Raw genomic sequence first — 20,967 nt, forward strand, 5'->3', positions numbered from 1 at the left:
CGAGACAGTCACCGCTCCGTCAACCGGCGGGTCAACACCGTGAAAGCGGCCGGACCTTGGACCCCAAGGTCCGGCCGTCGGCGTCTTTGGAGGGGGTTGACCGGCAGGTGAGCCGCTCGGACAGTCAACTCGACGTCGGATTTCGGTCGTTGTGCGCCCGGGTGAATCGCGCCGTGCGACGCGCGTACGCCCTTGACAACAGGCATGTCCGACAAGGACACGGGAGGCCGGGTCCGGCGGATTGTGTTGCTGCGAACGGCCGACACGCCATAGAGTCGCCCATCGTCGGCATGGTGCCACGCTGACCTGTCTAGAAGTTTCCTGGTCACCAAGGAGGTAAGACGACTTGTGAATGAGTCGACATTTACTCCCGGGGGTGGTCAACCAGGAACGCCTGCGCCGGGCACCGGACCCGCCGGAATCGAGGCTGTCGGCTCCGTCGCGGTCCGTACCTCCGCAGTCCACCAGAGCCAGGACCCCCAACTGGCTCCGACAGCACACCAGAGCATGGATGCCCATCACGTGAACGCCAGGACCGGCGACGCAAGTGGCGCGCCCCACTTCGCCGAATACGACGAACTGCCCGACGGTCACTTCTACGACCCCGACGCCGAATACGAGCCCGACCCCGAGTACGCGGCCACCCTCGCGCCCGACGCCGCGCGTCAGCGCCGCGAGCGCATCGGCCCGACCGGGCGTCCCCTGCCGTACTTCCCGATCCCCGGGCCGCTGACCGACCACGGCCCGGCGAAGATCATCGCGATGTGCAACCAGAAGGGCGGCGTCGGCAAGACGACGTCCACCATCAACCTGGGCGCGGCGCTGGCCGAGTACGGCCGACGGGTCCTGCTGGTCGACTTCGACCCGCAGGGCGCCCTCTCGGTCGGCCTGGGCGTCAACCCGATGGAGCTCGACCTCACCGTCTACAACCTGCTCATGGAGCGGGGCATGGCGGCGGACGACGTGCTGCTCAAGACGGCGGTCCCCAACATGGACCTGCTGCCGAGCAACATCGACCTGTCAGCGGCCGAGGTCCAGCTGGTCTCCGAGGTCGCCCGCGAGTCGACGCTGCAGCGCGCCCTGAAGCCGCTGATGTCGGAGTACGACTACATCGTGATCGACTGCCAGCCCTCACTGGGTCTGCTGACGGTCAACGCCCTGACGGCGGCGCACAAGGTGATCGTGCCGCTGGAGTGCGAGTTCTTCGCGCTGCGCGGTGTGGCGCTGCTGACCGAGACCATCGAGAAGGTCCAGGAGCGGCTCAACCCGGAGCTCGAGCTCGACGGCATCCTCGCCACCATGTACGACTCCCGCACGGTGCACAGCCGTGAGGTGCTCGCGCGGGTGGTCGAGGCGTTCGACGACCACGTGTACCACACGGTGATCGGGCGGACCGTCCGGTTCCCGGAGACCACGGTGGCCGGCGAGCCGATCACCACGTACGCGTCCAACTCCGTCGGCGCCGCCGCCTACCGCCAGCTCGCCAGGGAGGTGCTCGCCCGGTGTCACGCCGAGTGAGTCTGCCCGGAGCCGACGAGCTGTTCCGCACCACCGGGGGCTCCGGCCTCCAGTCCTCCTCGCCGCGCCGCCAGGCCACCGCCGAGCGGCCGGAGCCGCGGGTGCCGTCCCCGGCCGGCGAGGACGACCTCGCCGTCACGCGGGACGGCGCCGAGGGCCTGCCGCCCTCGGTGCCCGCGCAGGGCGGTGACGCGCAGGGCGCCGAGCACGCCGTCGCGGACGCGGGCGGCGAGCCGGGCGAGACGCACAGCAGGGCGGGCGGCGCCGATGGCGCCGCCGCCGCGGCCACGGGGGTCGCACCGCGCCGCCGGGGGCGCCCCGCGCGCCGCCCCAGCGGGCGGGAGCGGCACGACGAGAAGATCACGGTGTACGTCTCGGCCGAGGAACTGATGGACCTCGAGCACGCCCGTCTCGTCCTGCGCGGCGAGCACGGGCTGGCCGTCGACCGCGGACGCATCGTCCGCGAGGCGGTCGCGGTGGTCCTGGCCGATCTGGAGTCCCGGGGGGACGCGAGCATCCTGGTGCGGCGGCTGCGCGGGCGGTAGAGGTAGCCTGCCACGGCCATGACCTCGAACGTCCCCGCCCGCAGACGCCCCCTCGGCCGCGGCCCCGGCCACCCTCCGGCCCCGGCCACCCCGGCGCCTGCCCCGGACGACGCCCCCGAGCCCTCCACCGCCCCGCCCCCGCAGGACGTCGCCGAAGCTCTCACCACCCCGCCGCCGCAGGACGACGCAGAAGCCCTCACCGCGCCGCCGAGGGACGTCGCCGGAGCCTCCACCGCGCCGCCGCGGGACGGGTCCGCGCCCGACCCGGAGGACGAGGCAGCGGCCGGCGCCGCGCCGTCGTTCCCCGCCGAGGCGCCCGCGCCGACGTCCCCGCCCGCGCCCGACGCCGTCCCGGCGCGCCCCCGCGCGGACGCCCCGCCCGCCGCCGAGGCGGCGGGCGAGGACACCGGGCCCGCGGCGGACCCGGACACGTTCACCGTGCGGCTCACCAACTTCGAAGGGCCCTTCGACCTCCTGCTGCAGCTGATCTCCCGGCACAAGCTGGACGTCACCGAGGTGGCGCTGTCCAAGGTGACCGACGAGTTCATGGCCCACATCCGCGCCCGCGGCGACGACTGGGACCTGGACCGCACCACCGAGTTCCTGGTCGTCGCGGCCACCCTGCTGGACCTCAAGGCGGCCCGGCTGCTGCCCGCCGCGGAGGTGGAGGACGAGGCCGACCTCGCCCTCCTGGAGGCCCGCGACCTGCTCTTCGCCCGGCTGCTCCAGTACCGCGCCTACAAGCAGATCGCGGACATCTTCAGCGCGCGTCTGGAGGACGAGGCCGGCCGCCACCCCCGCACCGTCGGCCTCGAGCCGCACCACGCCGAGCTGCTGCCCGACGTGGTCCTCAGCATCGGCCCCGAGGGATTCGCCCGGCTCGCGGTCAAGGCGATGCAGCCCAAGCCGCCGCCGCAGGTGTACGTCGACCACATCCACGCCCCCCTGGTGAGCGTGCGCGAACAGGCGGCCGTCGTGATGACCCGGCTGCGGGAGCTGGGCGAGGCCACCTTCCGCACCCTGGTCGAGGACACGGACGACACCCTCACCGTCGTCGCCCGCTTCCTCGCCCTCCTGGAGCTCTACCGGGAGAAGGCGGTCGCCCTGGAACAGGAGACCGCCCTCGGCGAGCTGCTGGTCCGCTGGACCGGCGCCGAGGACGGCCCCCGCCCGGTCGTCACCGACGAGTTCGACCGCCCGGCCGCCGAAGCCACGGCCGACACGACGAAAACCGGCAGGACGAAGGCCGACACGACGAAGGAGGAGCGCGCATGAGCGCCGTCGAGCACCCCGCCGCACCGGACGACGCCGTCGCGGGCCTCGACCTCAAGCCCGCCCTGGAGGCCGTGCTGATGGTCGTCGACGAGCCCGCGGCCGAGGAACACCTCGCCAAGGTGCTCCAGCGCCCCCGCCGGGCCGTCGCCGACGCCCTGCGCGAACTCGCCGACGAGTACGCCGTGCAGGGCCGCGGCTTCGAGCTCCGCAAGATCGCCGGCGGCTGGCGGTTCTACACCCGGCCCGAGTACTCCGCCGCCGTGGACGCGCTGGTCCTGGACGGGCGGACCGCCCGCATCACCCAGGCCGCCCTGGAGACCCTGGCGGTCGTCGCCTACCGGCAGCCGGTCAGCCGCTCACGGGTCTCGGCGGTGCGCGGAGTGAACTGCGACGGCGTCATGCGCACCCTCCTCCAGAGGGGTCTGGTCGAGGAGGCGGGCACGGAACCCGAAACAGGTGCGATCCTGTACAGGACGACGAACTACTTCCTGGAGCGGATGGGCCTGCGCGGTCTGGACGAGCTCCCCGAGCTCGCGCCCTTCGTCCCGGAGGCGGAGACGATCGAGGCCGAGAGCCAGGAAGGGGTTCCGTCGTTCGACCCGGACGCACCCGATGCGCCGGGAGCAGACGACGCAGACGACCAGACGGAATTTTGATGCGAAGCAGCGGCAGCGGCAAGAGCGGCGGGCGCGGGAACTCCCGCGGCGCCGGCAACGACAGGGACCAGAAGCAGGGGCAGGGCCGCCCCCGCAAGCCCCGCCCCGAGGAGCGCCGCTACGACGTGGGTCCCGGGGCGACCAAGGACGGCCCGAAGGCCGGTCGTGGCGGCGCGTCCGGCGCGCGCGGCGCGAAGACGGGCGGCGGCCGCGGCGGGCGCACCCAGCCCGCGACCTCCCGTGAGTACGACGCGCGGATCGAGGAGCGCAACCGGGAGCGGTACGCGGGCAAGAAGGACGTCAAGCTGCCCAAGACCTTCCCCGGCGCCGAGCAGGAGGGTGAGCGCCTGCAGAAGGTGCTGGCCCGCGCCGGCTACGGCTCCCGCCGAGCCTGCGAGGAGCTGATCGAGCAGGCGCGCGTCGAGGTCAACGGCGAGATCGTCCTCGAGCAGGGCAAGCGGGTCGACCCGGAGAAGGACGAGGTCAAGGTCGACGGTCTGACCGTGGCCACGCAGTCCTACCAGTTCTTCGCGCTGAACAAGCCGGCCGGCGTGGTCTCCACCATGGAGGACCCCGAGGGCCGCCAGTGCCTGGGTGACTACGTCACGAACCGGGACACCCGGCTCTTCCACGTGGGCCGCCTCGACACCGAGACCGAGGGCGTCATCCTGCTCACCAACCACGGCGAGCTGGCCCACCGGCTGACCCACCCGAAGTACGGCGTGAAGAAGATCTACCTCGCGCACATCATCGGCCCCATCCCGCGCGACCTGGGCAAGCAGCTCAAGGACGGCATCCAGCTCGAGGACGGGTACGCCCGCGCCGACCACTTCCGCGTGGTCGAGCAGACCGGCAAGCACTACATGGTCGAGGTGACCCTCCACGAGGGCCGCAAGCACATCGTGCGGCGCATGCTGGCCGAGGCCGGCTTCCCGGTGGAGAGCCTGGTGCGCACCGCCTTCGGCCCGATCACCCTGGGCGACCAGAAGTCGGGCTGGCTGCGGCGGCTGTCGAACACCGAGGTCGGCATGCTGATGCGTGAGGTCGACCTCTAGAAAGTCCCTTCAGAAGTCCCTTGTGCCGTGGGGCGAACCCTCTTATCGTCAATGTGACGCATAAGGGGGTTCCTTCATGACCACGACCACGCACGCCACGACCAAGAACGCCGCCACCGGGACGCTGACCGGCCTGGCACTGGGGGACGCGCTCGGCTTCCCGACCGAGTTCAGCAGCGTGCCGCGGATCCTCGAGAAGTGCGGCCCGTGGCGGGAGATGGAACTGCCCAAGCCGGCGATCGTCACCGACGACACCCAGATGACGCTGGCCCTCGGCCGGGGGCTGCGCACCGCCATGGAGCACGGGCGGCTCGGGCCGAAGGCGATGGAGCGGCCGGTGCGCGAGGAGTTCGTCGCGTGGAACCGCTCCCCGGAGAACAACCGGGCGCCGGGGCACACCTGCATCACCGCCTGCGAGCTGCTGGCGGCGGAGGGCCTGGCCTGGCAGGACGCCAGCCAGATCCACTCCAAGGGGTGCGGGGCCAACATGCGGGTCGCGCCGGTGGGGCTGCTCCCCGGACTCAGCGACGAGGAGCGGGCCGGCGCGGCGCAGCTCCAGTCCGCCCTCACCCACGGCCACCCGACGGCGCTCGCCGCCTCCGACCTCACCGCCCACGCGGTCCGGCTGCTCGCCCAGGGCGCGGACCCCACCGCCCTGGTGGGGCTGCTGCGGTCCTACGCGCTCGACAACCGGGACGTCTACCACGAGCGGTGGCTGGGCGACCTGTGGCTGCGGTCGCAGGACCCGACGCCGGTGCACTTCGTCCGGCGGGGCTGGGACGACTGCCTGGCGGTCCTGGACCGGCTGCGGGAGGCGGTCGGCTCCGTCTCGCCGGAGACCGACCCGTGCCTGGTCACGGGGGAGGGGTGGATCGCGGAGGAGGCGATGGCGACGGGCCTGCTGTGTTTCCTCCTCTTCCCCGACGAGCCCCTGACCGCGCTGCGGAGGGCCGCGTGCACGGCGGGGGACTCGGACTCCATCGCGTGCCTGGCAGGGGCGTTCGCGGGGGCGTACCTGGGGGCCGGGGCGTGGCCCGAGTCCTGGGCGGAGCGGATCGAGTACCGCGAGGAGTTGTTGTCGCTCGGCGCCCTCTGGGACGCGTGACGGTTCCTTCCCCCCTCGTCGTCACCGGGCGGTGCGGGGGCTGAGCCGGTCCGGCGGCAGCGGGCGGTGCGTGGAGCGCCCCGTCAGGGGCGCGGGGAACCGCGCAAGGCCAGCCGCAGCGCGGCTGGGCATCGTGCGGGTCCCCCGGTTCCGCGGGGTTGGGGGTCCGGGGGGAACCCCCGGTTTCGGGAAGGGGCGGGGTGGGGGAACGGGGCCGCCCGCAGGGCCCTGCCTGGGCCCCGCCTGGGCCGCGCTGCGGCGATGGTCACGTGCGACGGTGCCGTCGGCTTGGGCAAGGTGGGGCGAGCCGCTCGCCGCGGAGGCTGGGGCCTGAGCCCGCCCTCCCCCAAGCTCTCGGCTTCGCTCGAGCAGGGGGTACCCCCATCGCCCCCTGGGCGGCCCAGCCGCCCGCAGGGGGGTCGGGCCAGGCGGGTGCGCCGCGCCGGCCGCAGGGAGGTCGGCAGGCGGGTGGGCCGCGCGAGCCGCAGGGGGGTCAGGCAGGTGGGTGGGCCGCGCAGGCGCGCCGCGCAGGCCGCAGGGGGCGGGGCAGCGGGTGGGTCGCGCGGGCGCGGGGGTTGGGGGTGCAGGGCCGGTCGTTGCGGGGCGGTGGATGAAGCAAGGCGGGCGTCTCGTGGGATGGATGTGGGCGTGGGGCCGGGGTGGGGGTCGGTAGGGTGGGCGGCGTCGGAATGGGTAGAGCGCGAGGAGTCGCACCGTGAGGACCGCCCTGGTGATCGGCGCAGGCCTGATCGGAACATCGGCGGCCCTCTCGCTGACCTCCCGCGGCGTCACCGTCCACCTCGACGACCACGACCCCGACCGCGCCCGCACCGCCGCCTCCCTCGGCGCCGGCACCGACGCCGCCCCCGAGGGCCCCGTCGACGTGGTGATCGTCGCCGTGCCCCCCGCCCACGTCGCCCGCACCGTCGCCGACGCCATGACCCGCGGCCTGGGCCGCGCCTACCTGGACGTGGCCAGCGTCAAGGGCGGCCCCCGCCGCGAGCTGGAGGAGCTGCTGCGGGGCACCGGCCAGGACCTCGCCGCCTACCTCGGCACCCACCCGATGTCCGGCAAGGAGAAGTCCGGCCCGCTCGCCGCCACCGGCGACCTCTTCGAGGGCCGCCCCTGGGTGCTGACCCCCACCCGCGACACCGACACCGAGGCGCTGAACCTCGCCCTCGAACTGGTCTCGTTCTGCCGCGCCGTGCCGATCGTGATGGACGCGGACGCCCACGACCGCGCCGTCGCCCTCGTCTCGCACATGCCGCACCTGGTGTCCAGCATGGTCGCCGCCCGCCTGGAGCACGCCGACGAGGCCGCCGTGCGCCTCTGCGGCGGCGGCATCCGGGACGTGACGCGGATCGCCGCGTCCGACCCGCGGATGTGGATCGACATCCTCTCCGCCAACCCCGGCCCCGTCGCCGACCTGCTCGCCGAGCTGTCCGCCGACCTCGACGAGACGGTCCGCGCCCTGCGCGCCCTGCAGTCCGAGGACGACACCTCCCGCAAGGACGGCGCGGGCGGGGTCGAGGACCTGCTGCGCCGCGGCAACGCCGGGCAGACCCGGGTCCCCGGCAAGCACGGCAGCGCGCCGCGCGTCTACGAGTCCGTGGTGGTCCTCATCACCGACCAGCCGGGCCAGCTCGCCCGGATCTTCGCCGACGCGGAGCGGGCCGGCGTCAACATCGAGGACGTCCGGATCGAGCACGCCACCGGCCAGCAGGCGGGCCACGTGCAGCTCATGGTGGAACCGCAGGGCGCCTCCGTGCTCACCCAGTCGCTCCGCGAGCGCGGCTGGGCCGTCCGCTCCTGAGCCGGTTCCGAGCCGGGCGGGAGCCACATGGGAGGCGGCGGGCGGAGCCGCGGGGCAGGTCACCCGTAAGGATGAGCCCGATCGGCCGGTAACCTTGTCGGGGGCGCGTTCGCGCCCGGTCCCTACAGCCCCGCCTCAGGAAGGTGTCCGCCACCGTGGAAAGCGCCGCCCGGACCGCACCGGCAGTGATCGTCGCCATCGACGGCCCCTCCGGCACGGGCAAGTCGAGCACGTCCAAGGCCGTCGCCGCCCAGCTCGGCCTCAGCTACCTGGACACCGGCGCCCAGTACCGGGCGATCACCTGGTGGATGGTGACCAACGAGATCGACGTCGCCGACCCCGCCGCGATCGCCGCGGCAGCGTCGAAGCCGGAGATCGTCTCGGGCACCGACCCGCTGAACCCGACCATCCACGTCGACGGCACCGACGTGGCCGGCCCGATCCGCACCCAGGAGGTCACCTCCCAGGTGTCGGCGGTCTCGGCCGTGCCCGAGGTGCGCACCCGGATCACCGAACTGCAGCGCTCCATCGCCGCATCCGCCGAGCGGGGCATCGTCGTCGAGGGCCGCGACATCGGCACCACCGTGCTGCCCGACGCCGACCTCAAGATCTTCCTGACCGCCTCCCCGGAGGCCCGTGCGGCCCGCCGCAGCGGCGAGATCAAGGGCTCCGACGTCGCCGCCACCCGCGAGGCGCTGCTCAAGCGGGACGCCGCCGACTCCGGCCGCAAGACCTCCCCGCTGGCCAAGGCCGACGACGCCGTCGAGGTGGACACCACCGAGCTGACCCTCTCCCAGGTCATCGAGTGCGTCGTCACCCTGGTCGAGGAGAAGCGAGCCGCCAAGTGAGCGGAGCCACCGGCAGGAGCGGCAGGACCGCCGGGTCCGCCGCCCCCTCGCCGCGCGGGGCCGAGGTCGGCCGCCGCATCGGCGTCGGCCTGATGAACGGCCTGTGGCGCCCCCGTGTGCTCGGCGCCGGCAAGGTGCCGCCCACCGGGGCGGCCATCCTCGCCGTCAACCACAGTCACCTGCTCGACGGCCCCATGATCATGGGCGTCTCGCCGCGGCCGACGCACTTCCTCATCAAGAAGGAGGCGTTCGTCGGCCCGCTCGACCCCTTCCTGCGCGGCATCGGGCAGGTCGCGGTCGACCGTTCCGGCACCGACCGCAAGGCGGTCACCGACGCCCTGGGCGTGCTGGCCGCCGGCGGCGTGCTCGGCATCTTCCCCGAGGGCACCCGCGGCGAGGGCGACTTCGCCTCGCTGCGGGCCGGCCTCGCCTACTTCGCGGTCCGCAGCGGCGCCCCGGTCGTGCCCGTCGCGGTGCTGGGCAGCGCGGAGAAGCGCGGACGCCTCATACCCGGGCTGCCCCCGCTGCGGCACCGCGTCGACGTCCTCTTCGGCGACCCGTTCGACGCGGGCGACGGCTCGGGGCGGCGCACCCGCGCGGCGCTCGACGAGGCGACCGTCCGCATCCAGGAGCGGCTCGCCGCACACCTGGAAAAGGCCAGGCGTCTGACCGGACGCCGGGTCACACTTGAGTAGTGGCGCAGCCCCGCGCGGGCGAGCCACCGACCATTCGATGAGCAACGAGGTACCGACTTCATGAACGACCAGATCCAGCCCGACGGCTCGGCCGAGCACGAGCACGGGGCGCTTGGCGACGCCGAGTACGCGGCGTTCATGGAGCTCGCCGCCGAGGAGGGCTTCGACGCCGAGGAGGTCGAGGGCGCGATCGGCGAGGCCGGACACGGCCCGCTCCCCGTCCTCGCCGTCGTCGGCCGCCCCAACGTCGGCAAGTCCACCCTGGTGAACCGCATCATCGGCCGCCGCGAGGCGGTCGTCGAGGACAAGCCCGGCGTCACCCGCGACCGCGTCACCTACGAGGCCGAATGGGCCGGGCGCCGCTTCAAGGTCGTCGACACCGGCGGCTGGGAGCAGGACGTCCTCGGCATCGACGCCTCCGTCGCCGCCCAGGCCGAGTACGCCATCGAGGCCGCCGACGCGGTGGTCTTCGTGGTCGACGCCAAGGTCGGCGCCACCGACACCGACGAGGCCGTGGTCCGCCTGCTCCGCAAGGCCGGCAAGCCCGTGGTGCTGTGCGCCAACAAGGTCGACGGCCCCAGCGGCGAGGCCGACGCCTCCTACCTGTGGAGCCTGGGCCTCGGCGAGCCCCACCCCGTCTCCGCGCTGCACGGCCGCGGTACCGGCGACATGCTGGACGCCGTCCTCGAGGCCCTCCCCGAGGCCCCCGAGCAGTCCTTCGGCACCGCCATCGGCGGCCCGCGCCGCATCGCCCTGATCGGCCGCCCCAACGTCGGCAAGTCCTCCCTGCTCAACAAGGTGGCGGGCGAGGAGCGCGTCGTCGTCAACGAGATGGCCGGCACCACCCGCGACCCGGTCGACGAGTTGATCGAGCTGGGCGGCGTGACCTGGAAGTTCGTCGACACGGCGGGCATCCGCAAGCGCGTCCACCTCCAGCAGGGCGCCGACTACTACGCCTCGCTGCGCACCGCCGCCGCCGTCGAGAAGGCCGAGGTCGCGGTCATCCTGATCGACGCCTCCGAGTCCATCTCCGTGCAGGACCAGCGGATCGTCACCATGGCGGTCGAGGCCGGCCGCGCCGTCGTCCTCGCCTTCAACAAGTGGGACACCCTCGACGAGGAGCGCCGCTACTACCTCGAGCGCGAGATCGAGACCGAGCTCGGCCAGGTCGCCTGGGCGCCGCGGGTCAACGTCTCCGCCCGCACCGGCCGCCACATGGAGAAGCTGGTCCCCGCCATCGAGACCGCGCTGGCCGGCTGGGAGACCCGGGTGCCCACCGGGCGTCTCAACGCCTTCCTCGGCGAGCTGGTGGCCGCCCACCCGCACCCCGTCCGGGGCGGCAAGCAGCCCCGCATCCTCTTCGGCACCCAGGCCGGCACCAAGCCGCCGCGGTTCGTGCTCTTCGCCTCCGGCTTCATCGAGGCCGGCTACCGCCGGTTCATCGAGCGCCGGCTGCGCGAGGAGTTCGACTTCGAGGGCACCCCGATCCACATCTCGGTCCGGGTCCGCGAGAAGCGCGGCACGAAGAAGAAGTGACCGCGTGAGTCACGCCTGAACACGCCCGAAGGGCGGCTCCCCTCAGGGGGAGCCGCCCTTCCCGTCGTCCGCGGTGACCCGCCGGGCGCTCACTCGGCCGCGCGGGGGGCCGGGGGCAGGGCCGCCTGAGGGGCCTTGTGCCGCCCCGACGGCCCGCCGGGCGGCCCCGGCTGCCAGGAGACCTCGGGGGAGCCCGTGGTGTCCTGGGAGGCCCCGGACGGCTCCTGCGCGCGGGACGCCTGCTCGGCGTCGGGCCGCGCCCCGCCGGGAGCCAGCCTGCCGACCCGCTGCCAGGGGGAGGGGGCCGGCGGCTCCGCGCCGTGCCGCGCCGCGTAGGCACTGGAGGCATAACCGCCCGTGAAGCCGCCGCCGCTGCCGTGTCCGTACCGCCACGGGCCGCCGAAGGCGAGGCGCTCCTCGCCGCTGCGGTCGCCCGGCAGGGTACGGAAGGACTTCACGTACTCCGCGTACAGGGCGTCGTAGATCGGCGTCGACGACGGGCTGTACGCGGCATGCGCCGGGCGGGCGGAGGGGATGGACGGGAAGGGCTGACGTCGGGATACCTCGTAAGCGTGCACGTAACGACAAACGACCCCGCAGCCCAACGGATGCGGGCAACACGGGGAATTCGCAGGTCACCCGGGGGAGTGAAGATCCACTCAAGCGCGTGCGCGACCGGGTCCCGTGCGCTCCGCGCACGCCGGGCGGGCCGTGCCCGGGCGCACGAGGCCGCCGCCCCAGGCCTCAGATGCCCGCCAGGGGGAGCGCGGCACCCACCAGGACGCCGTTGGACGCCGCACGGTCCAGGGCGCCGCGCAGCAGGTCCTCACGCGGCTGACGGCCGATCGAACCGACCGGGGCGGCGAACATCAGCACCTGCTGGTTCTTGTTGGCCGCCGTGCGCCAGCCGTCGGTGGCCTGCAGCGGGCGGTGCGCCTGCCACCAGGCGACCGGGGCGCCGCCGCCCACGCCCGGCTGCAGCACCGCGTGCAGCTGCCCCATGGCGAGCAGCACCGACCACCCGTGCAGCACCGGCGGGACCTGGTTGAGGTCGGCCACCGGCTGGAAGCCCTGCTCGGTCAGCAGCGGCAGGAACTCGTCGCCCGGGCCGGTGTTGCCCGGGCGGGCGATGGCCGAGGTGGGCTCGACCACGATCGCGGCGTGCAGTTCGCCGTTGATCAGCACCAGCCCGCTGGTCACGCCCAGCACGGCCTGCTCGGGCGCGGCCTGCGCGGCCCGGGCGTCGACGGCAGGCGCGGGGGCCGCCGACGGGGCCTGCGCCTGCTCGGGCACGCCCCCGGCCTGACGGACGGCGCCCTGCAGCTGCTCGTCGGTCACCCGCACCACCTGGGAGGGCAGGCAGCCGGCGTGCGCGAAGGCGAGCACGGCGGTCTCGTCGCCGACGAACAGGACGGTGCTGGTGTGCTCCTGGCCGGTGTCGCCGGGGGTGCGGCAGGAGGTGCAGTCGTAACTGCCGGGGGCGTTGTCTCCGGCAAGCAGCCGGTCGGCCTCTTCGTCACCGATCTCGGCGCGTACGTCGTCGCTGACATCGAGCATGCGCGGCACGGGTGGCTCCCTCGGGAAGGACATGGGTGGACGGAAGCGAGCAGGACATCCCGGCTCGCTCTGGGAACAACGGACCGCGCGGGGCGGGGGTAACGGCCGACGGCGAACGGGAATCCGAATCCGGGGGCCGGGACGCTGCGCCCGGGCGGGCCGTGGGCGACGCGCGCCGTGCAGGGACGGACGCCGGCGAAGGCCGGACGGTCACCGGCGGAGGCCGGACGGGTACCGGGCAGGACACCGGCGGAAGTCGACGGAGGTCGGACGGGCACCGGGCGGGACACCGGCGGGAGCAGGGCGGGCACCGGGCCGACGCCGGGTGAAGGGTGCCGAAGGTGCGGCGGCGGGGCGGCGGTGGGCCGAAGGGGTGGACGCGGTGGGCACGGGCGCGGCGCGGACGGCCGGGCCGTGGGGTGCGTCCTAGCCTTGGCCGGTGCCCCGTGTGTCGATCATGAGGCGGTCGCGGACCGTCCGGACGGCCGCCTCCGCGGCTCTCCTGGCCCTTGCGGCCTCCCTGGCCTCCTGCACGCCGTCCCCCGGCCCCGAGGCCGCGCCGGGCCCGCCGGCCCGGGCTCCCCGGCCGTGCCCGCCCGACCGCTGGCCCTGGGAGTGCGTGGCCGACTGCGAGAGCGGCGGCCGCTGGCACGTCAACACGGGCAACGGCTTCTACGGAGGCCTGCAGTTCAAGCACTCCACCTGGGTGGCGTTCGGCGGCAGCGCCTACGCCGCCCGGGCGGACCTGGCCACCAAACGGCAGCAGATCCTGGTCGCCGAGAAGGTGCTCGCCTCGCAGGGGTGGGGTGCCTGGCCGGTCTGCTCGGCGCGGTACGGGCTCAAGGGGCGGATGCATGTGGTGAAGCGCGGCGAGACGCTGGCGTCGGTGGCCAGGAAGTACCGGGTCGCCGGGGGCTGGCGCACCCTGTACAAGCTCAACCGCGCACTGCTCGGCGAGGACCCCGCCCGCCTGATCGCGGGGACCTTCCTGAGGCTTCCGGCGGGCGCCGCGCGCACGGCGGCCGGTGAGCTGTTCGGCCCGCCGCTGGAAGAGGCCTGAGCTGTTTCCGGCCATTTCCGCCCCTGCGCGGGCGGGCGCGGCAATGCCGGCGGAGCGAATTCCAGCGGTCGTCCGCGTCCATTTCGAGAGCCCTGGGCCGCGGAGTTGCGAAAGGTGCGGAAAAGGATATCGGGGCAGTTCCCGATACTCGTGCGGATCGCTCGAACGGGTGACGCGACAGGGCCGGTGGCCGAGGGGTGATCCGTGACAGAAGTGTGACAGGGGAGCTTTGCCGGCGATCTTCGCGCCGGGCTTTCCCGGGCGACGGGCACCGCCTAGCGTGGCGGTCATGGCATCGAATCCCACCCCGGGCGAAGAGCCCCAGGACTCCACCGACGCCTACGTCGGGATGGACGCCGAGGAGGCCGGACGCCGGGCGCGTGAGCGCGGCTGGCAGACGGTCCGCACGCTGCCGCCGGGCGCGATCATCACGCTGGAGTACCGCGTCGGCCGGCTGAACTTCGAGGTCGACGGGGGGCGGGTGGTCCGCTGCTGGAAGGGCTGACGGAACGCCCTTGGGGCCCCGCTCCACCAGGAGCGGTGCCCCGTGGGCGCCCGGGCGCCGTGCGGGCGCGGGAAGGGCGGTCAGGCGCGGGCGGGCCGGTCGTGCGACCGGGCGGGCCGGTCAGGCGACCGGGCGGGCCGAGGACGGCTTGGGGCGGCCCATGGCGTCGGTGTGCGCCGAGGGGCGGCGGCCGCCGCCCGGCGCGGTCGACGGGCCCCGCTCGGGACGCGCTCCGTGCGGCCCGGAGGACAGCAGGAAGGCGCCCCGGTGCGCGTGGCCCGCGTCGGAGGCCGTGAGGGCCGTGCGGCGCACCGGCGTGGTCAGGCCGCCGGAGGGGCCGGTCACCGGGACGGAGGAGGTCCGGTCCCTGCCGAAGCGGCGGGCCAGCCGCGTCCACACCGCGTCCCGCAGGCTCAGGATCCACCGCTCGGCCCGGGCGCCCAGGGGCTCGAAGAGGGGCAGCGCCAGCAGGATCAGCAGGCCGGCCACCCAGCCCAGGAGCACGTCGCTCAGCCAGTGGGTGCCGAGGTAGACGGTGGTCAGGCCGACGCCCAGTGACATCACCGCGGAGAGCGCGGACAGCCAGCGCCGGGCCCGCGGGCTGGAGGCCAGGTAGGCGAGGATGCCCCAGGTCACCACCGCGTTCGCGGTGTGGCCGCTGGGGAAGATGTCCCCGCCGAGCCACATCTCGTTGGAGCCTATGGTCGTGGCGTAGTGCGGTCCCAGCCGGCCCATGCCGATCTTGGCGGCGCCGACCGTGACGTTCAGGAGCAGCAGCGAGATGGCGAGGGTGATCAGCGGACGCAGGGTGTGCTGGCGCCAGGAGCGCCAGCCCAGCCAGGCCGCCACCATCACCGCGGTGGGTCCGCGCTGGCCCAGGACGACGTAGTAGTCGAGCCAGGCGTGGATCTCGGGCCACTGCTGGTAGGGCCGGAAGAACATGACCTGCCAGTCCAGGCGGACCAGCCACGAGGTGGCGATCACGGCCCAGACGATGGCGGCGTACCCGGCCAGGCAGGCGACGACGAGTGCGTACCGGTGACGGCTCATCCGGGGCATGCCGAGCTGGACCGGCCGCTCGGGCTCCCGGTCCAGACGCGCGAACACCCGGTCCAGACGGGTGAGGCTTCGTTCGGTACGCACCCAATCGACGTTACAGCGAGTGAGGGCGCGACCCGAACGGATCAAGGTGTTTGTGATGACCATGTGATGTGGGGTTGCTCTCACGCGGCCACTTGTCCGGGAATTCACCACCACGACGATTCCCGCTCACCGCCAGGGGAATTGAGTGTTCATTCCAGGGAAAGAGGTCGGGTTCGCAATTGCTTTCCCGATGCCGTGGCGTGGCGGAATTCACGGCGGTCCCGAGCCGGTCAGCCAGAGCCCTCCGTAGACCGCGGAGGCCGCCGCCGCGAGTGCCAGGAGCGCGGCCGCCAGTGCCGGACGGGCCCGGGCGGCGGCCCCGGCGACCGGGAGGAGCAGCGGGAAAGCGGGGACCAGGAGGCGGGGCTTGGAGCCGAAGTAGCTGGACGCGCCGAAGGCCAGCAGCGTCACCAGGGAGCCGTACACCAGCAGCGGCAGTGGAAGCCCGGCGCGGACCCCCGCCAGCAGGAGCCACCCCACCAGTCCCACCCCCGCGATCAGCGCGAGCCCGGCGAGGGCGCCGGGCAGGGAGGCGAACAGTCCCGCCACGAATCGGGCGAAGGCGGCGCCCCCGTCGAAGCCGTTGCGCCAGCCGGCCTGGACGTCCAGGTAGCCGAAGAGGCCCTCCCCGGTGCGCCGGCCGACCCAGAGGACGTAGCCGGCGGCCCCCAGGGGAGCCAGCAGCATTCCGAGAGCGCGCGTCCAGCGGTTCGCGCCCCCGAATGGAACGTCGAGCCCGGCGCGCACGGCGTGAAGGTCGCGCGCCCCGGCCGGTGCGCCGTCCGCGGCGGCCGCGCTCCGGTCCCGCACGAAGGAGGCAACGGCTCCGGCCCACACCGCGGCGGCCACCGCCAGGCCGACCGGCCGGGTCAGCCCCGCCGCGAGCGCCAGGGACCCCGCGAGCGCCCAGCGCCCGCTCAGCACCGCGTACAGCGACCAGGCGGCCAGCGCGGTGAACAGCGACTCGCTGTACGCCATCGTCTGCACGATCCCGACCGGCAGGGCGCCCCAGAGCACCGCCGCGCACACCCCGGCCCGCCGGCCCAGCACCAGGTCGGTGACGGCGAAGATCCCCCAGGCGGCCGCGAGCGAGGCGACCAGGCTCACCAGTAACCCGGCCTCGCCGAACGACAGCGGGCTCACCGCCGCGACGCCCCGCTCCAGCCACGGCAGCAGCGGGAAGAAGGCCAGATCGGCGTGCACGTCGCCGTCGGGCAGCCGGACCGTGTACCCGTAGCCCGACTCCGCGATCCGCGCGTACCAGAGCGCGTCCCAGCGCGCGGTGAGCCGCACCAGCGGATCGACGCCCCGCGCGGCGGCCCAGACCGCCAGCCCCACCAGACCCAGCAGACGGACGGCGGCGTATCCGGCGAGGGCGGGCGCCGCCCGGCGCAGCGCCGCGGCCGCCCCGACGCCGTGGGTCCGCCCGGCCGCCGGACGCGCGGCGGGGGTGTCGAGATCGGTCACGGGCACGATTATCGGCGGCGCCCCGCGCCCCGTCCGGCCGTTCCCCCTACCGCGTCCGGGCAGTGGCGCACACCACAGACGGCCCGCCCGGGGGTGAGAGCTCCACCACGTGCCACCGGCGCGAACTCGCGTACGCTGGCGAATCACTCGTCTTCGTCGAGCGGGCCGGTCGAGCGGCCTCGGGGGCCGCCGGACGCGAGCAATTCTGGGAGGTACGCACATGTCCGGGACGACCGTGTCCGGCGCGAAGGCCACAAGGCACCGCGCCCGCCGGGCGGCCGGGGCCGGCGCCAACCGCTGGATCGTCCTCGTCGTCCTCTGCGTCAGTCTGCTGCTCGTCGCCGTGGACGCCACCGTGCTCCATGTCGCGGTGCCCGCGGTCACCGAGGACCTCCGGCCGTCCGCCACCCAGTTGTTGTGGACCGTCGACGTCTATCCCCTCGTCTGCGCCTCGCTGTTGATCCTCTTCGGCACCTTGGGCGACCGGGTGGGACGCCGGCGGGTCTTGCTGCTGGGCTACGCCCTCTTCGGCGTCGCCTCGGGCGTCGCCGCCTGCGCGGACAGCGCCCAGGTGCTCATCGCGGCGCGGGCGTTGCTCGGCGTCGGCGGCGCGATGATCATGCCCGCCACGCTGTCGGTGCTCCGCCAGGTCTTCCCCGACCGGCGGGAGCGCGCGCTGGCCATCGGCATCTGGAGCGCGGTCGCGGCCGTCGGCGCGGCGGTCGGACCGCTGCTGGGCGGCTTCCTGCTCGAGCGCTTCTGGTGGGGCTCGGTCTTCCTGATCAACATCCCGTTGATGCTGGTCGCGTTGCCGGTCGGACGGATGCTGCTGCCGGAGTCCCGCGGTCGCCGCGAGGGGCCCTGGGACGTGACGGGCGCGCTCACCGCGGCGCTCGGTCTCTTCGCCGCGGTCTACGGCGTCAAGCGGCTGGGCGGCGGCATCGCGCCCCAGTCGCCGCTGACCTGGGGCCCGCTGGTCGCGGGCGTCCTGCTCCTGGTGCTGTTCGTGCGGCGCCAGCGTCGGCGGGAGCACCCGCTGATCGACATGCGCCTGTTCGCTCGGCCGGCCTTCGGCACGTCCCTGGGCTGCATCGTGCTGGCCATGCTGGCGCTGGTGGGTCTGGAACTCATCGCGGCGCAGTACCTCCAGCTGGTGCTGGGCCTCTCGCCACTGCAGACGGGTCTGCGGATGCTGCCGCTGACCCTGGCCGCGATGGCGGCCGGTCTCGCCGGGGCGCGGCTGCTGCGCACGCTCGGCCCGCGGGTCATGGTGGCGGCCGGCTTCGTGCTCACCGCGGCCGCGGTGCTGACCCTCCTGCCGATGGGCACGCGGGACAACCCGGCGCTGCTGCTGTGCGGTTTCGTGCTGCTCGGGCTCGGCCTGGAGACCACGCTCTTCGGCGCCTACGAGTCGATGCTCAGCGAGGCTCCCGAGCGCGAGGCCGGGGGCGCCGCCGCCATCGGCGAGACGTCCTACCAGCTCGGCGCCGGTCTCGGCATCGCCCTGCTGGGCAGCGTGATGAACGCGTCCTACGGGCCCGGCGTCTCCTCGGTGCCGGGAGTGCCGGGGCAGGCGTCCGCGGCGGCCGAGCACTCCATCGGGGAGGCCTATCAGGTCGCGGGCGGCCTGGGAGGCGTCGCGGGACAGACCCTGTGGACCGCAGCCCGGGAGGCGTTCGTGCACGGGCTGCACGTGACCCTGCTGGTCAGCGCGGGACTGCTGCTGCTGGGCGCGCTCGCGGCGCTGCGCCTGCCGCGGGAGATGCGCGAGGAGCCGCACGCGGACGGCGAGCAGGCCGCGGAGAACGCGGACGCGGCTGCGGCCGGGGACGCCGGAACGGCGGACGGCGCGAGGAACAGGGGCGGACAGCAGTCGGAGGCCGCCGCGGTGCCGGGGCCCCGGGAGCAGAAGAAGACGTCGTCGCGGCTGCCGCGCGTCTCGGCCTGAGGGTCGCGAGGCGGGCCTACCGCGGGGGGAGCGGTGCCGGACGGGGGGCTCACCGGTGACGGTCCGGTGAGCGGCCCCGCCTCAGCTCTGGTTGAAGAAGGCGTCCCGGGCGCCCGGAGCGGCCTCACCGCTGACGATCTCGGTGTGGGCCGGAGTGAGCAGGAAGACCCGGTTGGCGACCCGCTCGATGGATCCGCGCAGCCCGAAGATCAGGCCCGCCGCGAAGTCCACCACGCGCTTGGCGTCGGCGGCGTCCATGGCCGTGAGGTTCATGACCACGGGGACGCCGTCACGGAAGAGCTCGCCGATGGCCCGGGCGTCCCGGAAGCTGTCGGGGGTGACGGTGCCGATCCTGCGGCCTCTGTCCTCGGCCGGCTCGGCCGCGACCTTGACCCGCGGGTCGGTGACCCAGGCGTCCTCGGACTCCGGGCCCTCGGCGTAGTCGTCGTCTTCGTAGTAGCGCTCGTCATCGTTGTCGTCGACGAGGCCAAGCCAGGCACTCGCCTTGCGCACCGATCCCATGGACGCCTCCTCTCGCTGCGGTCTCTCTCTCGCTATCCGCATCCCTATCGTCGTCCATGAGTCGGACAACGTGCCAAGTGGACGGACACCGCGCAGGGGGTTTGTGACGGTACCGGTGCGCGGTGGATACGTACAGACTCCGTGTATCCCAAGGGACTTGCCCTACACGATTGGTGATTGGGAGTGAAATAATATTCTTCGCGGCGAACGAGTGAGATGTGGTGCCTCCGGGTGAACCACCTACCCCATTACGATCTCGGAAGTCGCCCCCAGATACAGGGGGCGCGGAGAGACCCGCGCCACGGGGGCCGCGGGCATCTGAGGGGGAGTCACGATGTTCGGAATGGTCAGGCCCTGCCGTCACCGGCTCGGTGAGCGTCTCGCCGCGGAGTGGACGGCGCACCTGTGCGGGCTGTGCCTGGCCCTGCGCGGGGAGCACGGCCAGTTCGCCCGCGTGGTCACGAACTACGACGGCCTGCTGATCTCCGTGCTGACGGAGGCTCAGGCGGAGCGGGCCGACGGCGGACGCCGCACCGCCGGGCCCTGCCCGCTGCGCGGGATGCGCACCGCCTCGGTGGCCAGGGGCGAGGGGGCCAGGCTGGCCGCCGCCGTCTCGCTGGTGCTCGCCTCGGCCAAGGTCCGTGACCACATGGCCGACGGCGACGGGCTGCTGGCCCGTCGTCCGGTGGCCCTCGCCGCCCGCCGGGTCGCCGCCAACTGGACCGCCGCGGGCTCCCGCACCGCCACCACCGTCGGCTTCGACACCGCCGTCCTGCTGGACGCCGTGGACCGGCAGGCCGGACTGGAGCGCCTGGCCGGACCCGGCACCCCGATCCTGACCGTCACCGAGCCCACCGAGACGGCGACCGCCGCGGCCTTCGCGCACACCGCCGTGCTGGCCGGACGCTCCGCCAACGTGGCCCCGCTGGCCGAGGCCGGCGGGCTCTTCGGGCGCCTGGCCCACCTCCTCGACGCGGTCGAGGACCAGGCGGCCGACGCCGCTTCGGGGGCCTGGAACCCGCTCACCGCCACCGGGACCTCGCGCGAGGACGCCCGCCGCCTGGCCGACGACGCGGTGCGCGGTGTGCGGCTCGCCCTGCGCGACGCCGAGTTCACCGACGGCCGCCTCGTCCACCGGCTGCTCGCCCACGAGCTGGAACGTTCCGTCGACCGGGCCTTCGGCACCCCCTCCTGCGCGCACCCCGGGACCGGCCACGCAGCCGAGGGGTACGGCCCGCCCCAGGGCCCCTACGGCCCCGGCCCGCAGGCGCCGCAAGGCCCTTACGGCCCGCGGTCCCCGCAGGGTCCGTACGGCCCGCAGTCCCCGCAGGGGCCCTACGGCCCGTACACGCCGCCCGGGCCGCAGGGCCCCCACGGACCCGGCACCCCGGCCGGCGGACAGCCGCCGCACCGGCCGGGCCGCGGGTTCTGGGCGGGCTGTGCGGCCGCCGTCGGGCTGCTCTGCACCTGCCGGGTGTGCTGCGCCGACGAGTTCGAGGGCCCGTGGTCGGGCCGCCGCCGCGAGGGCTGCTGCGGCCAGTGCGACGGCAACTGCTGCGAGTGCTGCAACTGTTGCAGCTGCTGCGGGGGAGACAGCGGCGGCGACGGCGGCGGGTGCGACGGCTGCGGCTGCGACTGCAACTGCTGAGCGACGTCGGCGCGCCGGCGCCGGGGTGACGCTGCGTCATGCCCGTGCTGACCTGAGCGGGCGGGGGACCG

Annotated in this window: 19 protein-coding genes; 14 read left to right on the top strand and 5 right to left on the bottom strand. The window is 74.2% G+C overall.

From position 1 onward, the window contains the following. The first annotated feature begins 348 nt into the window (after nucleotides 1–348). The 10 genes from ACFRAV_RS11950 (at nucleotide 349) to der (ending at nucleotide 11,046) form a co-directional block, all read left to right on the top strand. On the top strand, nucleotides 349–1,518 hold the full coding sequence (locus tag ACFRAV_RS11950) for an AAA family ATPase (protein ID WP_351112726.1): 1,170 nt from the start codon (nucleotides 349–351) through the stop codon (nucleotides 1,516–1,518). Next, a complete protein-coding gene (locus ACFRAV_RS11955) occupies nucleotides 1,503–2,063 on the top strand; it encodes a hypothetical protein (protein WP_351112724.1) in 561 nt (186 codons plus the stop codon). Before ACFRAV_RS11950 ends, ACFRAV_RS11955 begins: the two co-directional genes overlap by 16 nt. A gap of 18 nt (nucleotides 2,064–2,081) precedes the next feature. Further along, on the top strand, nucleotides 2,082–3,338 hold the full coding sequence (locus ACFRAV_RS11960) for a segregation/condensation protein A (RefSeq protein ID WP_382554089.1): 1,257 nt from the start codon (nucleotides 2,082–2,084) through the stop codon (nucleotides 3,336–3,338). Then, nucleotides 3,335–3,994, top strand: coding sequence for an SMC-Scp complex subunit ScpB (gene scpB / locus ACFRAV_RS11965; protein WP_382554091.1), 660 nt, complete (start codon nucleotides 3,335–3,337; stop codon nucleotides 3,992–3,994). Before ACFRAV_RS11960 ends, scpB begins: the two co-directional genes overlap by 4 nt. Continuing rightward, nucleotides 3,994–5,049: a pseudouridine synthase gene (locus tag ACFRAV_RS11970; protein ID WP_382554094.1), complete on the top strand. Its 1,056-nt coding sequence runs from the start codon at nucleotides 3,994–3,996 to the stop codon at nucleotides 5,047–5,049. Before scpB ends, ACFRAV_RS11970 begins: the two co-directional genes overlap by 1 nt. Before the next feature lie 76 nt (nucleotides 5,050–5,125). Beyond that, complete coding sequence (locus ACFRAV_RS11975; protein WP_382554097.1) at nucleotides 5,126–6,154, top strand: ADP-ribosylglycohydrolase family protein; 1,029 nt, start codon at nucleotides 5,126–5,128, stop codon at nucleotides 6,152–6,154. A gap of 715 nt (nucleotides 6,155–6,869) precedes the next feature. After that, complete coding sequence (locus ACFRAV_RS11980; RefSeq protein ID WP_382554100.1) at nucleotides 6,870–7,967, top strand: prephenate dehydrogenase; 1,098 nt, start codon at nucleotides 6,870–6,872, stop codon at nucleotides 7,965–7,967. A 155-nt stretch (nucleotides 7,968–8,122) separates the two neighbouring features. Next, nucleotides 8,123–8,815 (top strand): (d)CMP kinase, encoded by a 693-nt coding sequence (gene cmk / locus ACFRAV_RS11985; protein ID WP_382554102.1) that lies wholly within the window; start codon nucleotides 8,123–8,125, stop codon nucleotides 8,813–8,815. Further along, nucleotides 8,773–9,510 (top strand): lysophospholipid acyltransferase family protein, encoded by a 738-nt coding sequence (locus tag ACFRAV_RS11990; RefSeq protein ID WP_382554105.1) that lies wholly within the window; start codon nucleotides 8,773–8,775, stop codon nucleotides 9,508–9,510. Before cmk ends, ACFRAV_RS11990 begins: the two co-directional genes overlap by 43 nt. A gap of 60 nt (nucleotides 9,511–9,570) precedes the next feature. Then, a complete protein-coding gene (gene der / locus ACFRAV_RS11995; protein ID WP_351112708.1) occupies nucleotides 9,571–11,046 on the top strand; it encodes a ribosome biogenesis GTPase Der in 1,476 nt (491 codons plus the stop codon). A gap of 89 nt (nucleotides 11,047–11,135) precedes the next feature. On the opposite strand, the gene ACFRAV_RS12000 is transcribed toward der, so the two are convergent. After that, nucleotides 11,136–11,624, bottom strand: coding sequence for a hypothetical protein (locus ACFRAV_RS12000; RefSeq protein ID WP_382554107.1), 489 nt, complete (start codon nucleotides 11,622–11,624; stop codon nucleotides 11,136–11,138). A gap of 166 nt (nucleotides 11,625–11,790) precedes the next feature. Beyond that, the gene (locus ACFRAV_RS12005; protein ID WP_382554110.1) at nucleotides 11,791–12,612 is read right to left on the bottom strand and encodes a hypothetical protein; all 822 of its coding nucleotides are present in this window, start codon (nucleotides 12,610–12,612) and stop codon (nucleotides 11,791–11,793) included. A gap of 430 nt (nucleotides 12,613–13,042) precedes the next feature. Here ACFRAV_RS12005 and ACFRAV_RS12010 point away from each other — a divergent pair, with 430 nt between their 5' ends. After that, complete coding sequence (locus tag ACFRAV_RS12010; RefSeq protein ID WP_382554112.1) at nucleotides 13,043–13,663, top strand: transglycosylase family protein; 621 nt, start codon at nucleotides 13,043–13,045, stop codon at nucleotides 13,661–13,663. Nucleotides 13,664–13,952: 289 nt separating this feature from the next. Beyond that, nucleotides 13,953–14,168 (top strand): I78 family peptidase inhibitor, encoded by a 216-nt coding sequence (locus tag ACFRAV_RS12015; RefSeq protein WP_382554113.1) that lies wholly within the window; start codon nucleotides 13,953–13,955, stop codon nucleotides 14,166–14,168. A 120-nt stretch (nucleotides 14,169–14,288) separates the two neighbouring features. Here ACFRAV_RS12015 and ACFRAV_RS12020 read toward each other — a convergent pair whose 3' ends face one another. Together ACFRAV_RS12020 and ACFRAV_RS12025 are read right to left on the bottom strand one after the other, a co-directional pair. Then, nucleotides 14,289–15,311, bottom strand: coding sequence for a phosphatase PAP2 family protein (locus tag ACFRAV_RS12020; protein ID WP_382554116.1), 1,023 nt, complete (start codon nucleotides 15,309–15,311; stop codon nucleotides 14,289–14,291). Between the two features lie 210 nt (nucleotides 15,312–15,521). Further along, on the bottom strand, nucleotides 15,522–16,778 hold the full coding sequence (locus tag ACFRAV_RS12025) for a hypothetical protein (RefSeq protein WP_382554119.1): 1,257 nt from the start codon (nucleotides 16,776–16,778) through the stop codon (nucleotides 15,522–15,524). A 220-nt stretch (nucleotides 16,779–16,998) separates the two neighbouring features. Here ACFRAV_RS12025 and ACFRAV_RS12030 point away from each other — a divergent pair, with 220 nt between their 5' ends. Then, nucleotides 16,999–18,726: an MFS transporter gene (locus tag ACFRAV_RS12030; protein ID WP_382554122.1), complete on the top strand. Its 1,728-nt coding sequence runs from the start codon at nucleotides 16,999–17,001 to the stop codon at nucleotides 18,724–18,726. Between the two features lie 81 nt (nucleotides 18,727–18,807). Here ACFRAV_RS12030 and ACFRAV_RS12035 read toward each other — a convergent pair whose 3' ends face one another. Continuing rightward, nucleotides 18,808–19,248: a cell division protein SepF gene (locus ACFRAV_RS12035; RefSeq protein ID WP_351112694.1), complete on the bottom strand. Its 441-nt coding sequence runs from the start codon at nucleotides 19,246–19,248 to the stop codon at nucleotides 18,808–18,810. Nucleotides 19,249–19,582: 334 nt separating this feature from the next. On the opposite strand from ACFRAV_RS12035, the gene ACFRAV_RS12040 reads away from it, so the two are divergent. Continuing rightward, nucleotides 19,583–20,896, top strand: coding sequence for a DUF5685 family protein (locus ACFRAV_RS12040; protein WP_382554123.1), 1,314 nt, complete (start codon nucleotides 19,583–19,585; stop codon nucleotides 20,894–20,896). Nucleotides 20,897–20,967 lie beyond the last annotated feature (71 nt).

The sequence above is a fragment of the Streptomyces sp. NPDC056600 genome (genome assembly GCF_042792855.1).
Taxonomy (GTDB): Bacteria; Actinomycetota; Actinomycetes; order Streptomycetales; family Streptomycetaceae; genus Streptomyces.